Source organism: Donghicola sp. XS_ASV15 (assembly GCF_041224595.1).
Classification (GTDB): Bacteria; Pseudomonadota; Alphaproteobacteria; order Rhodobacterales; family Rhodobacteraceae; genus Donghicola.
In genome coordinates, this window is the sequence record NZ_JBGFGN010000132.1 from 1 (window position 1) to 12732 (window position 12732).

At 59.4% G+C, this 12732-nt stretch carries 16 protein-coding genes; 3 read left to right on the forward strand and 13 right to left on the reverse strand.

From position 1 onward, the window contains the following. Positions 1 to 122: 122 nt before the first annotated feature. On the reverse strand, positions 123 to 854 hold the full coding sequence (recO, locus tag AB9K37_RS10170) for a DNA repair protein RecO (protein WP_369838014.1): 732 nt from the start codon (positions 852 to 854) through the stop codon (positions 123 to 125). 107 nt (positions 855 to 961) lie between these two features. On the opposite strand from recO, the gene AB9K37_RS10175 reads away from it, so the two are divergent. Continuing rightward, a complete protein-coding gene (locus AB9K37_RS10175; protein ID WP_369838017.1) occupies positions 962 to 1567 on the forward strand; it encodes a Pr6Pr family membrane protein in 606 nt (201 codons plus the stop codon). Here the strand turns inward: AB9K37_RS10175 and AB9K37_RS10180 are convergent. From AB9K37_RS10180 to folK, 12 genes are read right to left on the reverse strand one after another with little or no spacing between them, the layout of a single operon-like run. Further along, the gene (locus AB9K37_RS10180; protein ID WP_369838020.1) at positions 1540 to 1866 is read right to left on the reverse strand and encodes a DUF1491 family protein; all 327 of its coding nucleotides are present in this window, start codon (positions 1864 to 1866) and stop codon (positions 1540 to 1542) included. The two genes, AB9K37_RS10175 and AB9K37_RS10180, sit on opposite strands and share 28 nt — an antisense overlap. Next, on the reverse strand, positions 1866 to 2771 hold the full coding sequence (gene era / locus AB9K37_RS10185) for a GTPase Era (protein WP_072709738.1): 906 nt from the start codon (positions 2769 to 2771) through the stop codon (positions 1866 to 1868). The genes AB9K37_RS10180 and era overlap by 1 nt, the downstream gene beginning before the upstream one ends. 32 nt (positions 2772 to 2803) lie before the next feature. Then, positions 2804 to 3667 carry a DMT family transporter gene (locus AB9K37_RS10190; protein WP_369838024.1) on the reverse strand — a complete coding sequence of 288 codons (864 nt, stop codon included), beginning with the start codon at positions 3665 to 3667 and terminating at the stop codon, positions 2804 to 2806. Further along, positions 3664 to 4353 carry a ribonuclease III gene (gene rnc, locus AB9K37_RS10195; RefSeq protein WP_369838027.1) on the reverse strand — a complete coding sequence of 230 codons (690 nt, stop codon included), beginning with the start codon at positions 4351 to 4353 and terminating at the stop codon, positions 3664 to 3666. The genes AB9K37_RS10190 and rnc overlap by 4 nt, the downstream gene beginning before the upstream one ends. After that, the gene (lepB, locus tag AB9K37_RS10200) at positions 4350 to 5186 is read right to left on the reverse strand and encodes a signal peptidase I (protein ID WP_369838030.1); all 837 of its coding nucleotides are present in this window, start codon (positions 5184 to 5186) and stop codon (positions 4350 to 4352) included. Before lepB ends, rnc begins: the two co-directional genes overlap by 4 nt. 53 nt (positions 5187 to 5239) lie before the next feature. After that, positions 5240 to 5659 carry a holo-ACP synthase gene (gene acpS / locus AB9K37_RS10205; RefSeq protein ID WP_369838033.1) on the reverse strand — a complete coding sequence of 140 codons (420 nt, stop codon included), beginning with the start codon at positions 5657 to 5659 and terminating at the stop codon, positions 5240 to 5242. Beyond that, positions 5656 to 6276: a LysE family translocator gene (locus AB9K37_RS10210; RefSeq protein ID WP_369838036.1), complete on the reverse strand. Its 621-nt coding sequence runs from the start codon at positions 6274 to 6276 to the stop codon at positions 5656 to 5658. The genes acpS and AB9K37_RS10210 overlap by 4 nt, the downstream gene beginning before the upstream one ends. Beyond that, positions 6273 to 7022: a pyridoxine 5'-phosphate synthase gene (locus AB9K37_RS10215; protein WP_369838039.1), complete on the reverse strand. Its 750-nt coding sequence runs from the start codon at positions 7020 to 7022 to the stop codon at positions 6273 to 6275. The genes AB9K37_RS10210 and AB9K37_RS10215 overlap by 4 nt, the downstream gene beginning before the upstream one ends. Positions 7023 to 7042: 20 nt before the next feature. Further along, entirely contained in the window at positions 7043 to 7696 is a 654-nt protein-coding gene (locus AB9K37_RS10220) for a DUF2062 domain-containing protein (protein WP_369838042.1), read from the reverse strand. Between the two features lie 14 nt (positions 7697 to 7710). After that, on the reverse strand, positions 7711 to 9846 hold the full coding sequence (locus tag AB9K37_RS10225) for a bifunctional (p)ppGpp synthetase/guanosine-3',5'-bis(diphosphate) 3'-pyrophosphohydrolase (RefSeq protein WP_369838045.1): 2136 nt from the start codon (positions 9844 to 9846) through the stop codon (positions 7711 to 7713). Positions 9847 to 9870: 24 nt separating this feature from the next. Then, entirely contained in the window at positions 9871 to 10227 is a 357-nt protein-coding gene (gene rpoZ / locus AB9K37_RS10230) for a DNA-directed RNA polymerase subunit omega (RefSeq protein WP_072709720.1), read from the reverse strand. Positions 10228 to 10263: 36 nt separating this feature from the next. After that, positions 10264 to 10866, reverse strand: coding sequence for a 2-amino-4-hydroxy-6-hydroxymethyldihydropteridine diphosphokinase (gene folK, locus AB9K37_RS10235; RefSeq protein WP_369838049.1), 603 nt, complete (start codon positions 10864 to 10866; stop codon positions 10264 to 10266). A gap of 128 nt (positions 10867 to 10994) precedes the next feature. On the opposite strand from folK, the gene AB9K37_RS10240 reads away from it, so the two are divergent. Together AB9K37_RS10240 and ispH are read left to right on the forward strand one after the other, a co-directional pair. After that, a complete protein-coding gene (locus AB9K37_RS10240) occupies positions 10995 to 11564 on the forward strand; it encodes an NYN domain-containing protein (protein WP_369838052.1) in 570 nt (189 codons plus the stop codon). A gap of 195 nt (positions 11565 to 11759) precedes the next feature. Continuing rightward, positions 11760 to 12710 (forward strand): 4-hydroxy-3-methylbut-2-enyl diphosphate reductase, encoded by a 951-nt coding sequence (gene ispH, locus AB9K37_RS10245; RefSeq protein WP_369838055.1) that lies wholly within the window; start codon positions 11760 to 11762, stop codon positions 12708 to 12710. The last annotated feature ends 22 nt before the right edge of the window (positions 12711 to 12732 follow it).

Sequence of the window (12732 nt, forward strand, 5' to 3'; positions counted from 1 at the left end):
TTTGGGGGGGGGTGGGGGAAGTTAGGGCGCGGGTCATTGTGCGTTGTTGGTGGGGGGAGGGTTTGGGGGTCTCTCCCCCACACCCCGGGGTATTTTGCCCAAGATGAAGAAGCGCCGGTCCTTTATTGGGCCGGCGTTTGGCGTTTCAGCAGGTCGAGAAAGCGGGCGCGGGATTCGGGGAGAGGTTTGTCGCCGAAGGATTTTGCGAGGTGATGTTCAAGGAAGTAACCGGTTAGGTGGAAACCTTCGAGGATTTCGGTGTCGGTGACGGGACCTTGACCAAGGAGGCATTGGGGAAGCGGCAGGAGTTTGGGGGCCCATTCGCCTGCGCCCTTTGTGCTGACGGCGCGGCCGGAACGGGGAGAGACATAGACGAGATCATCCATGTCACCGGTCACAGCGCAGCGAGTGAGGTCAAGCCCAAAGCCAAGTTCCTCGAGCAACTCGAGTTCCCAGCGCAAGTAGGCGAGCGGAAAGGCGGCAGGGTGCGCGAGCAAGTCCATAAGGGTGACGGAGCGGTCATAGAGCGGGTGGTGCGCTTCGCGTTCAGGGAGCGCGAAACGCAGCAGTGCCGTTGTCGCGTTGAGCCCTGCGAGCGCAACGCGATCAGCCAGCGCCGCGCTCCGCGAACGAATGGGCTCGACTGAGAATGTGCCAAGCTGATCTTCGACCCGCGCGCGCCAGGTCACGTCGACTTGGTTGCCGGGCTGAAGAATTGGGGCGATCTTGCGCGAAACACCACCGCGCACGACACCTGCGTGGCGGCCGTGATCTTGGGTGAACACTTCGATGATGGCTGATGTTTCCCCGTGCTTGCGGGTCGACAGCAGGATGCCTTGGTCTCTCCATTCCATCTCGCAACTATGGGCTGCGGCTCCGCGGTTGCAAGGGGGTGACGCAAGGCTCCGCTTGCCTATAGAGGTTGAGGGGCCTCAGAATGCAGGCAAGGGGGACTGTGACGTTGGAACACCGTTTTATGTTGGTTATTGGCGCAGTGGCGGCGATCAGCCTTGTTCTGCAGAGTTACGTGGATTTGATCGCGGATGGCCCCGAGGCAACGCTGCTGTCGGTGTGGTGGAACATGCTGCGCTATTACACGATTCTGACGAATCTGGTGGTTGCGGCTGTCTTTCTCATGCGGCCCCGGTTCACGGCCCACTGGGCCGGTGCGATCACCCTGCAAATTCTGCTTGTGGGCATCGTGTACCACGCCCTGTTGTCATCCACCCATGTGCCCGGAAGCCAACTGGGAGAGGTATCGAACCACGGACTTCACACCATCGTACCCGCGCTCGTTTTCTTGTGGTGGTTGATATATGCGCCAAAACAAGGCTTGGGGTGGCCAAACCCGCTATGGTGGGTGATCTGGCCGCTGATCTATGCCGCCTACGGAATTTGGCGCGGAACGCTGGACGGCAAGTATCCCTACTACTTCCTCAACCTGCCAGAACTCGGGCCCATTGGTCTGCTGCGCGAAATGAGCATCGTTGCAGCAGGCTTTTTGATTTTTGGCTTCGTTCTCTTGGGAATCGCGCGGGTTCAGAGACCCTCTTCGGCCAGCAAGTGACGGCCTTGGCGATCCTCGACCTCGATCACCCAGATGTCGGGGTCAAAGGATTGCTGGCGGCGGATGGCTTCGTCCACCTCGAACTCGGGGCCGGAGGCCAGCGTGGCCCAGACCCGCTCGCCTGACATCAGATCATAGGTCCGGTGAAAGGCTTGCGCCTGCCCGTCCAGTGTCGCCAGTTTGACCAGCACCGCCCCCGCCGTGTCATCGCCGTGGGCGATCACGTAAGCGGGGATGTCAGCCAGCCGCAGGCGCGCCAGATAGGCATGCACCCAGAAGTCAGAGGTGAGACGCGCCATTACTTGCCGTCTTTGAAATCAAGGCCCATTTCGCTGTAGCGCTCGGCCTCGTCCAGCCATTTCTCTCGGACTTTGACCTGCAGGAACAAGTGCACCTTGCGACCCAAGAATTCGGTCAGTTCTTCGCGGGCAAGCTTAGAGATCGCTTTGATCGTCTCGCCTTTGTTGCCAAGGATGATGCCTTTGTGACCGTCACGGCTGACATAGATGATCTGATCGACGCGGGCGCTACCGTCCTTGCGCTCTTCCCAGTGCTCGGTTTCGACCGTCAACTGGTAGGGCAGTTCCTGATGCAAGCGCAGGGTCAGCTTTTCGCGGGTCATTTCAGCCGCGATCATGCGCATGGGCAGGTCCGCGATCTGATCCTCGGGGTAGAGCCATGGGCCCTCGGGCAGCTCGCCCGCCAGCCATTTGCGCAGATCGGTGACGCCGTAGCCCTTTTCGGCCGAGATCATGAAGGTCTCGTCGAAGGGGAAGCGCTCGTTCATCTCTTTGGTGATCGCCAGCAGCACATCGCTCTGGACTCGGTCGATCTTGTTAATCGCCAGCACGACGCGGCGCCCTTTGGACACATCGCCGAGGCCTTCGAGGATGCGCTCAACACCCTCGGTGATGCCGCGGTGCGCTTCGATCAGCATAACGACCAGATCGGCATCTGCCGCACCGCCCCAAGCTGCCGCGACCATCGCGCGGTCCAGACGGCGGCGGGGTTTGAACAGACCGGGGGTGTCGACGAACACGATCTGGCTATCCCCCTCCAGCGCGACGCCGCGGATACGGGCACGGGTGGTCTGCACCTTGTGGGTCACGATCGACACCTTCGCGCCCACCATGCGGTTCAGCAGAGTGGATTTTCCTGCGTTGGGTTCGCCGATCAAGGCGACAAAGCCTGCACGTGTTGTCATGGATCTCTTTTCGATTCTGGTCTGTCTGGAATTCAGCGGTCTTGCCGCCCTGCGCGGGCGGTGTAAAGCCCGCTGAGGATAATAACACCAATCCCCGCCCACGTCAGCAAATCGGGCCACTCGCCAAACACAGCAAACCCGAGGATGATGGCAAAGAGTTGGCGGGTGTAGCGGAACGGGGTCACGATACTGATTTCGCCCGTGCGCATCGCCAGCGTTAGGGCGCTGTAGGCCAGAACCCCAGCGACGGTCGCGCCCGTGGTCGCGCCGACTGACAGCCGCGTCGGGGTGGTCAGGCTCTCGCCCAAGATAAAGGAAAGAAGCACGCCCGCGATCACAAGGATCGCAAAGCCAAGGCTGCCCAGTTGCTCGGTCGACATGGTGGCGGGGCTGGCGCGGGTGGCCAGATCGCGGCAGGCAAAGCCCAAGGTTGCGAGGACGGCAAAGATCGAATTGGGCTCGAACAGCGCAGGTGTGGGGCGAATGATCATCAGGACACCCACCAGCCCAAGGCCAATCGCGAGCCACCGCCGCCAGCCCACACGTTCGCCAAAAAACACAACCGCGCCGATCACCACGACCAGCGGCGCAGCCTGCAGGATCGCACTTGCGCTGGTCAGGGGGGTCAAAGCGAGCGCCAATGCAAAAGAAAGACGCCCGACTAGTTCTGACACCGAGCGCAAGATCAGCGCGGTCGAGAAAAGCTGGGGATGCCAGATCGGCTCTTTGCGGCGCAGCGAGAGCAGGACAAATACGGCAAGCCCCATCGCCCCGAACATCATCAACGCTTGGCTGGTTGGGATGTCCTGCGTGGCGCGCTTGAAAAACGCATCTTCGACAGAGAAGGCCCCCATCGCAGCAGCCATGTAGAGACTACCCTTGGCGTTGGGTGTCACGCGGAGCCGCTTTCGAGCTGATCCAGCAGAGTCTTGGCCGCAGTCTGTTCCGCAGTGCGCTTGGCGCCAGCGGTTGCCTTGGCCGTCTCGCCGCTTTCCAGAGTCACAGACATGGTAAAAGTCGGCTGGTGCGGCGGGCCATCGCGGCTCACTTCCTGATATCGGGGCGGCTGCTGGCCACGGGCTTGCGCCCATTCCTGCAGTGCTGTCTTGGGGTCGCGGGCATCAGCCTCGACCGTTTCGACGCGCTTGCCCCAGAGTTTCAGGACCACATCGCGGGCGACTTCAAAACCGGCATCACGGTAAACGGCGGCGATCACAGCCTCCATCGCGTCACCAAGCAGCGCCTGCTTGCGGCGGCCACCGGACATCATTTCGGACCGGCCCAGCTTCAGCACATCCCCCAGCGCGATCTCGCGGGCGATGTCGGCGCAGGCCTCTTTGCGGACCAGTGCGTTAAAACGCGGGGCCAACAAGCCCTCGGCGGCATTGCGGTCCGCCTTGAGCAGCGCCTCGGCCATGACCAGACCCAGCACCCGATCCCCGAGGAATTCAAGACGCTGGTTATCCTCGCGCGTGGGCGAGGACATCGAAGGATGTGTAAGGGCACGCAAAAGCAATTCGGGGCGCCCAAACCGGTGCCCCAAACGCTCTTCGAATGCTTTCATGTCGGCAGAGAGTTTCACTCGATCCCCTTGAAGAAACGGTCGCCGCGCCAAGTCCAGAAAAACAGCATGGACCGGCCAGCAGACGAGAACATGATACGATCCGCGCGGCCAACGATGTTTTCATAGGGCACATACCCCACGCCGCCGATCGACTGAGGCACCCGGCTGTCGGTCGAGTTGTCGCGGTTGTCGCCCATAAAGAAGTAGTGGCCTTCGGGGACGGTGTAGATCGGGGTCTGGTCCGACGCCTGACGGGTGATGTTCAGAATATCATGCGACACGCCGTTGGGCAGCGTTTCGGTCATGCGCGCCTTCGTGCAGAGTGCGCCCTCGCCCACGGGACCATTTTCACAGCGGGGATACAGACGCTCGGGACCTTGGGCCTTGAAGATTTCTTCGAACTGGCCTGCATCTTCGAGTTCGACCGCTTTGCCGTTGATGTGCAGAACGCTGTCGACCATCTGGATTTCGTCACCGGGCAGACCGATCAGGCGCTTGATAAAGTCCGCGCCGCTCACAGGGTGACGGAACACCACGACGTCGCCGCGCTCGGGCTCACCGCCCAAAATGCGCTCGTTGTCGCCCTTGAGGAAACCGCAGAAATCCTCGGCGTCGATGTTGATGCCCAGACGGGGAATGCGCACGGTCGGGCAGGACGCGTAGGAGTAGCCGTAGGCCATCTTGTTCACGAAGAGGAAATCGCCAATCAGCAGCGTGTCCTTCATCGACCCCGACGGGATCCAGAACGGCTGGAAGAACAAGGTGCGGAACACACCAGCGATCACAATAGCGTAAACGACCGTCTTGATGGTCTCGATAATAGCGTTTCCGGCTTCGGACTTGGCGGCCATAAATATATCACTCTCGGCGGCGGGTTGATGCCTGTTTCATGGGGGCCAAGGCGTCAGGTGTCAAGCGATGCGGGGGCAATCGGGCGCGCCTCGATCACCACAAAGGCCTGCGCCCAAGGATGATCATCGGTCAAAGTCACGTGAACGATAGCCTCATAGCCTGCGGGCGTCATCTGCGCCAACCTGTCCGCCGCCCATCCGGTCAGGTGCATCACGGGCTGGCCGCTGCGCAGATTGCTGACCGCCATATCCTTCCAACTGATGCCCATGGCGAGGCCTGTCCCCAGCGCCTTGGAACACGCCTCTTTGGCGGCCCAACGCTTGGCATATGTGCCTGCCTCGTCTTTGCGACGGTTGGCTTTGGCCTGCTCTTCCTCGGTGAAGACGCGGTTGCGAAAGCGGTCGCCAAACCGCTCCAGCGTACCGGCGATCCGCTCGATATTCGCAAGGTCGCTGCCGATCCCGAGGATCATAGGCTGACCGTCAGGATTTTCAGGCTCGCCGCGCCAAAGAGCGCCGCAAAGGTCAGTTCGAACCAGCGGCGCGCCCGTTCGTAGACGCGAATTGCAGCATTGCTGGAAAAGAGCAGCGCGTAGGCGACCATCACGGACGTGGATGCACCCATCAGAATCGCTTGCAGGCGGAAGAGGTCCGACATCGGTGCCGCAGGCGGCAGTGTCAGCGCGAAAACCGATCCCCAAGCCAACACGGCCTTGGGATTGGTCAGGTGGATCAGCAACCCCTTGAGATAGACTTTGCCAAAGGACCCGTCCGCGATGTCCGCGTTGATCTCCACATCCTTCTTCATCGCAGAGCGCAAGGATTTAAAAGCGAGAAACAGCAGGTACGCCGCACCAAGGTACCGCATCACTGTGAACATCCAGACGTGCGTCTGCATGACAGCTCCCATGCCCAGAATAGCCACCGTCGACCAGAACAAGCTGCCCGTCAAAATGCCGAAGGCGAAGAGCATCGCATGCGGCCTGCCAGAGCGCATGGCGGTTCCCATCACCCCCAAAGACGCCGGCCCCGGCGAGCCGACCATCAGCATCCAACCCAATACGAACAGGGCAAGTTGGGTAGGGGTCATGCCCGCGCCTCGTCCATCAGACGGCGCATTTCTTGGATCGATGGCACGATGCCGCGGAAAATCGCCTCGCCGATTAGGAAGTGGCCGATGTTCAGCTCCATCATCTGCGGCAGGGCTGCGATGGGCTGTACAGTGTCATATGTCAGGCCGTGACCTGCGTGGACCTCTAGCCCCAGATCGTGGGCAAAGGCCGCCATCTCGGTGATGGAAGCCAACTCGCGATCGCAGTCCTCGAACCGGCCTTCGGCATGGGCGTCGCAATAGGCACCGGTGTGGATCTCGATGACCTGCGCGCCGATACGGTGGGCGGCTTCGATCTGACGTTTGTCGGCAGCGATAAAGATCGACACGCGACATCCCGCTTCGCGCAGGGGCGCGATAAAATGGGCCAAGCGGTTCTCTTCTCGGGCGACTTCCAGACCGCCTTCGGTGGTCCGTTCTTCTCGCTTTTCCGGCACAATACAGACCGCGTGGGGCTTGTGACGCAGGGCAATTTTCTGCATCTCGTCGGTCGCGGCCATCTCGAAATTCAGTGGCACGGACAGAACGTCCATCAACCCGTCGATATCGGCGTCGCTGATGTGGCGACGGTCCTCGCGCAGGTGGGCGGTGATGCCATCCGCGCCCGCCTCTTCGGCCATTTTTGCTGCGCGCAACGGGTCAGGAACAGTGCCCCCGCGCGCATTACGGACAGTGGCCACGTGATCGATATTCACCCCAAGACGGAGTTTGCCGAGCGGTTGCATATGTGCCCCCAGTTTCAAAATCAGTGCTGCGACGGCCCTTTGTCCTTCGCGTGTTTCCGTTTCTTTAGCGATGCCAGACGCGCCGCCAAAGTCCCGCGCCGCCGTTTCTGGTAGGCGCGGATAAGGGGTAATGTGACGTAATAGCCGACAATTGACAGGACCAATCCAGGTAAAATTCCCCCGACCAGATAGGGAAAGAAAACCTCGTGGTAGAACACCTCGAGACGGCTCCAGTCCGTATACTCACCGGTAAAGAAGGCGACGCAGTTCTGCAGCAGGTTCTCACCAGCATCAAAGAATTTTTCGACCAGTGATTTGTCCAGCCGATGCCCGTCCTCGATCCCCAGAAAGAAGTAGCCCGTCTTCATCGAGATCACGGCAATGGGCACGTAAGTCAGCGGGTTCCCAAAAAACGTCCCGAGAATAGACGCCAGAATATTCCCGCGCAGAATGAACGCCAGTCCCGCCGCAATGAAAAAGTGCAGGCCATACAAGGGTGTAAAGGTCGTGAAGAGCCCCGCCATGATCCCGCGCGCAATCTTTTCCGGAGTGTCGGGCAGTCGGTAGACGCGGTGGCGCACGTAGTGAAACGCCCGTTTCCAGCCGCCTTTGGGCCACAGGAAGTCCTTGGCGATCTGCCAAAGCGTGCGTTTGTCACGACGCTTAAAGACCACGCCTGCTACCTCTCTTACTTATCACCCGAAGCATGAAGGCGGCTTGCATCGCGGCAGCGGGAGATTTCCGCTACATCACTGTCCGCTTGTAACGCCGTCATGACACGGTGGAGGTGTTCCACATCCTTGAGGTCGACATCAACCATCAGTCGGTAAAAATCAGGTTTGCGATCAAGGAAGTGAAGGTCAGAGATATTCGCTTTCTGCTCGCCGATCAGCGTACAGATGCGCCCCAGCACGCCCGCGTCATTGCTGATCGTGAGATCGAGCGAGACCGAATACTTGGCCGGATGCTCGCCGCCGTGCCAGTAGATGTCCATCCAGCGGCCGGTTTGGTCCTCGAACTCGGCCAAAGCCTCGCAATCAATGGCGTGTACCATGACGCCCTGCCCGCGGGTCGTAATGCCCACGATCCGTTCACCCGGAACAGGCTGACAGCACGGCGCGAGCGTAAAGCTCCGTCCGGGTTCAAGGCCGATCACAGCGCGTTTCGGCTCAACCTCGGCAGAGGTGTTGAGCTTCAGGTTGGGGTAGATCGCGGCGACAACTTCGGTTCCCGTGATTTCTGCGCTGCCCAGACGCGCCAACAACTCTTCGCCGTCGGGAATACGCAGAGCGGTCGCGGCAGTAGACAGCGCCTTGTCAGTCGCCTTTTTGCCGACATGTTCAAACGCAACGCGAGCCAGCTCGCGGCCCAGCTTGATAAAGCGTTCACGATCCTCGGCACGCAAGGCACGGCGGATCGCCGATTTCGCGCGGCCGGTGGCGACGATGTCGATCCAAGTGGCCTGGGGCGTCTGCCCTTCGGCCGTGATGATCACAACGCTTTGGCCGTTTTTCAGGCGGGTCCATAAGGGCACGCGCAGACCGTCGACCTTGGCCCCGACGCAAGCGTTCCCGATCCGCGTGTGGATCGCGTAGGCAAAGTCAATCGGCGTCGCGCCTTTGGGCAGCTTGATCACTTCGCCCTTGGGCGTGAAACAGAACACCTTGTCGGTGTACATCTCCAGCTTCACCGCCTCGAGGAAGGCGTCGTGATCGTCATCCTCTTCGAAGCGTTCGGTCAGGCTGGCCAGCCATTTCGCGGGATCCACGGCAAACGGGTTCCCGCTGCGCACACCGTCTCGGTAGGACCAGTGCGCGGCCACGCCAGTTTCCGCCACATCATGCATCTGACGGGTACGGATCTGCACCTCGACCCGGCGACCATCGCGTCCCGACACCGTGGTGTGGATCGAGCGATAACCGTTGGATTTCGGCTGACTGATGTAATCTTTGAACCGGCCGGGAACCGCACGCCAGCGCTGGTGGATCGCCCCAAGCGCGCGATAGCAATCCTCTTCGGACTCGGTAATGATGCGGAAACCATAGATATCGGACAGCCGGCTAAAACCCTGATCCTTGGCCTGCATCTTGCGCCAGATCGAATAGGGCTTCTTGGCGCGGCCAAAGACCTCGGCCTCGATCTCTTGCTTTTCCAAGAGGTTGCGCATGTCACCGGTAATCCGATGCACCACATCGCCCGCCTCTTTGTGCAGCATGACAAAGCGGCGCATGATGCTGGCACGCCCTTCGGGGTTCAGCACGCGGAAGGACAGATCCTCTAGCTCTTCGCGCATCCACTGCATGCCCATACGGCCTGCCAGCGGCGCAAAGATTTCCATGGTCTCGCGGGCTTTCTGCGCCTGTTTTTCCGGGCGCATGGCCTTGATCGTCCGCATGTTATGCAGACGGTCGGCCAGCTTGACCAGAATCACGCGCAAGTCCTTGGACATCGCGATGAAGAGCTTGCGAAAATTCTCAGCCTGCTTTGTCTCGGTCGAGGACAGCTGAAGATTGGTCAGCTTGGTGACCCCGTCGACCAGATCAGCCACTTCTTGGCCAAAGCGCTCTGCAATCTCTGAATAGGTGGATTTGGTGTCTTCGATCGTGTCGTGCAGGAGCGCGGTGATGATCGTCGCGTCATCCAAACGCTGCTCGGTCAGGATCGCCGCAACCGCAACGGGGTGCGTAAAGTAGGGCTCGCCCGAGTGGCGGAACTGCCCGTCATGCATAAGGCGGCCATAAACGTAGGCCGCCTCGATCAACTCGGCATTTGTTTTCGGGTTGTAGTTACGGACCAGGGCAACCAGGTCTTGCGCTGCAATCATTCCAGTTAGCCCTGTATCGGCAAGTTACTTCTGACCCTGAGCTTCCATCAGAGCGCGCAGCAGCTTCTCTTCGGACATATCGTCGTCCTGCGGCTTGTCAGCAGTTTCCGCGCCCATGAGCAGAGCCATCGAATCATCTTCGGGCTCATCAACTTCAATCTGGGTCTGGTTCGATTCAATCATGCGCTCACGCAGCGAATCAGCCGACTGGGTCTCTTCTGCGATCTCGCGCAAGGCAACGACGGGGTTTTTGTCGTTATCACGCTCAACAGTGAGCGACGCACCAGCAGAAATCTCGCGTGCCCGATGGGCAGCAAGCATCACCAGATCAAAACGGTTCGGAACCTTGTCGACGCAGTCTTCAACGGTAACGCGGGCCATGGGATCTCCACTTAGCAGGATGTAGAAAGCGCTTATTTATACGGGCTCAGGGTAATTTACAACCCGTGTTCCGTCGATCGCGCGCACAGTGTCCACCTCTGACGCAGGCAAGGCCGCGCAGAGCGCGCGGGCCGACTGCTTGAGAACCGGATGCACCCATTCCGGAGCAATATCACAAAGGGGGACCAACACAAATGCACGATCCTGGACGCGTGGATGCGGCAGAATCAGTTGCTCGGGCGCATCAACGCGCTGTGCCTCTGGCGCCAAATTCCTCCACTTTTCGTAAGTTTTCACGTCTGGAAGCACAAGATCTGCGAACGAAATCAGATCGATATCGATTACGCGTTCGCCCCAACGAATGACCCGTTCACGCCCAAATTCCGCCTCTATTTGGTGGCAGGTCTGCAAAACTTGCTGCGCCGAGAGTGTGGTCTTTGCGATAATTGCACTGTTAACGAAGTCTGCACCGATTCCAGCCGGAAAGGCCGGCGTAAGGTAGAATTTCGATACTGATACTGGAAATATATGGCTTTGCCTTAAAATACTGGCTACTTTGACTTGCAACTCGATAGATTTTTTAACATCAGGTTCCTGGTTGCCCCCCAATGAGAAAATGACTTGATTATACTTTTTCATATATGCCCACGCCCGAATTGATGAACTCTCTCAACTTGAGTTCTCAAGACAACAGCTTAATTCATTCTAAGATGCAGATGTAAGACCACTCACCTTCAGAACGCATCTCATAATTGAAAGGAATTTTTATGTTCTACAAGGACGAGCGATTGGCTCTGTTCATTGATGGATCGAACCTCTACGCGGCCGCGAAGTCGCTGGGCTTCGACATCGATTACAAGCTCCTTCGCCAGGAATTCATGCGCCGCGGCAAATTGCTGCGTGCCTTCTACTACACCGCTCTGCTCGAGAACGACGAATACTCGCCGATCCGTCCACTGGTCGACTGGCTGCATTACAACGGCTTCTCCATGGTCACCAAACCGGCCAAGGAATACACCGACAGCCAAGGCCGCCGTAAGGTCAAGGGCAACATGGACATTGAGCTGACCGTAAACGCGATGGAACTGGCACCCCACGTCGACCACGTGGTTCTGTTCTCTGGCGATGGCGACTTCCGTCCGCTGGTCGAAAGCCTGCAGCGTCAGGGCGTTCGTGTTTCGGTCGTATCGACCATCCGCAGCCAGCCCCCGATGATCGCTGACGAGCTCCGCCGTCAGGCAGACAACTTCATTGATCTGAGTGATCTGAAAGAAGTGATCGGTCGTCCCCCGCGCGAAATGCCCGACCGTTTGGACGACAACTCCAAAGACCACTAACTTCTGACGACGTGCCCACCGCGCCGTCAGAGCTAACCACTGTACGAGTATCGGCCCCGAGGACACTGCACCACTCACACCGCAGGCATCCAGACGGGGCCCATCCCCCCTTCATCACGATCTCTGGCCCGCCAATTGCGAAGGCGCCCCCCATGCATTAGGTCTGGGGCAAGTATGCATGACAGGACGGTAGGTATGACCAAGCCACAGCTGACCATCTATCTCGCAGCCCCCCGCGGATTCTGCGCCGGTGTGGACCGCGCCATCAAGATTGTCGAAATGGCGATCGAGAAGTGGGGTGCGCCGGTCTATGTCCGTCACGAGATCGTGCACAACAAGTTCGTCGTCGACTCCCTGCGGGACAAAGGCGCTGTCTTTGTCGAAGAACTGCACGAATGCCCCGACGACCGCCCCGTGATCTTCTCGGCACACGGTGTACCCAAATCCGTGCCCGCCGCCGCTGCCAAACGCGAGATGGTGTTTGTCGATGCCACCTGCCCGCTGGTCAGCAAAGTCCACATCGAGGCCGAGCGCCATTATGAAAACGGCCTGCAAATGATCATGATCGGTCACGCAGGCCACCCAGAGACTTTGGGCACCATGGGCCAACTGCCCGAGGGCGAAGTGCTGCTGGTAGAAACAGTGGATGACGTCGCCAAGGTCGATGTCCGCGACCCGTCCAAGCTGGCCTTTGTCACCCAGACCACCCTGTCGGTCGATGACACCATCGACATCGTGGCGGCCCTGCGCGACCGTTTCCCTGCGATCGTCGGCCCCCATAAAGAAGACATCTGTTACGCCACCACCAACCGCCAAGAAGCGGTCAAAGCCATCGCACCGGACTGCGATGCCCTTTTGGTTGTTGGCGCTCCGAACTCTTCGAACTCCAAACGACTGGTCGAAGTCGCTGCCAAGAACGGCTGCAACTATGCTCAGCTTGTGCAGCGTGCGACGGAAATTGACTGGCGCGCCTTGGGCGAGATCCGCAGCCTTGGCATCACCGCTGGCGCTTCGGCCCCAGAGGTTCTGGTGAACGAAGTCATCGACGCCTTCCGCGAGCGTTTCGACGTCACAGTCGAGATGGTGGAAACGGCCAAAGAGAATGTCGAATTCAAAGTGCCTCGCGTCCTGCGCGTGCCAGCGTAATTCACTTCAATCTACATGATCT